Origin of the sequence: Alloyangia mangrovi (genome assembly GCF_002300555.2) — a bacterium.
GTDB lineage: Bacteria > Pseudomonadota > Alphaproteobacteria > Rhodobacterales > Rhodobacteraceae > Salipiger > Salipiger mangrovi.
Genome location: NZ_NTHN02000146.1, coordinates 1 through 662, shown reverse-complemented (window position 1 = coordinate 662; position 662 = coordinate 1). Strand labels below are relative to the sequence as shown.

The window sequence follows — 662 nt, the reverse complement described above, 5'->3', positions numbered from 1 at the left end:
GGGTGAGCGTGGCGCCGATGGCCGACAGCAGGCCGATCAGCATCGCCATGTTCATGCCGAGCGCGAAGGTGGCGACGAGGCCGAGCCCGCCGTAGCTGAGCACCATGAGAACGCAGACGGCGACCAGACCCACGACCGCGGCGCGGGCGCCGGCGGTGATGCTGTCCTGTCCGAGTTCCGGCCCGATGGTCCGCTCTTCGAGGAAGTGCAGCTCGGCGGGCAGGGCGCCGGCACGCAGCAGGGTCGAGAGCTCGGTCGTCTGCTCGACGCTGAAGTTGCCGGTGATGATGCCCGAGCCGCCGGGGATGTGGCTCTGGATGACCGGCGCCGACAGCACCTTGCCGTCGAGCACGATGGCGAAGGGCTCGCCGATATGGGCGGCGGTGAAGTCGCCGAAGGCGCGGGCGCCGGAGCTGTCGAAGCGGAAGGTCACCGCGGGGCGGCCGTTACGGTCGAAGCTCGGCTGGCTGTCGGTCAGGTCCTCGCCGGTCACCACGGCGCGCGGGTCGAGGTTGTAGGTGAGGTCGGGCTGGTCGGCGGCGGGCAGGTTCAGCGCATCGGGGCTGGTGCCCTTGCCGGTGCCGAGCACGGGGTTGAACGAGAGCCGCGCGGTGGTGCCGATGAGGCTCTTGAGGGTCTCGGCGCTGTCGATGCCGGGCACC

Annotated in this window: 1 protein-coding gene; it reads right to left on the bottom strand. The window is 71.0% G+C overall.

The annotated features are described in order from the left end of the window. A partial coding sequence (locus CLG85_RS27150; RefSeq protein ID WP_375796961.1) for a preprotein translocase subunit SecD occupies positions 1-662 on the bottom strand: 662 nt, incomplete at both ends.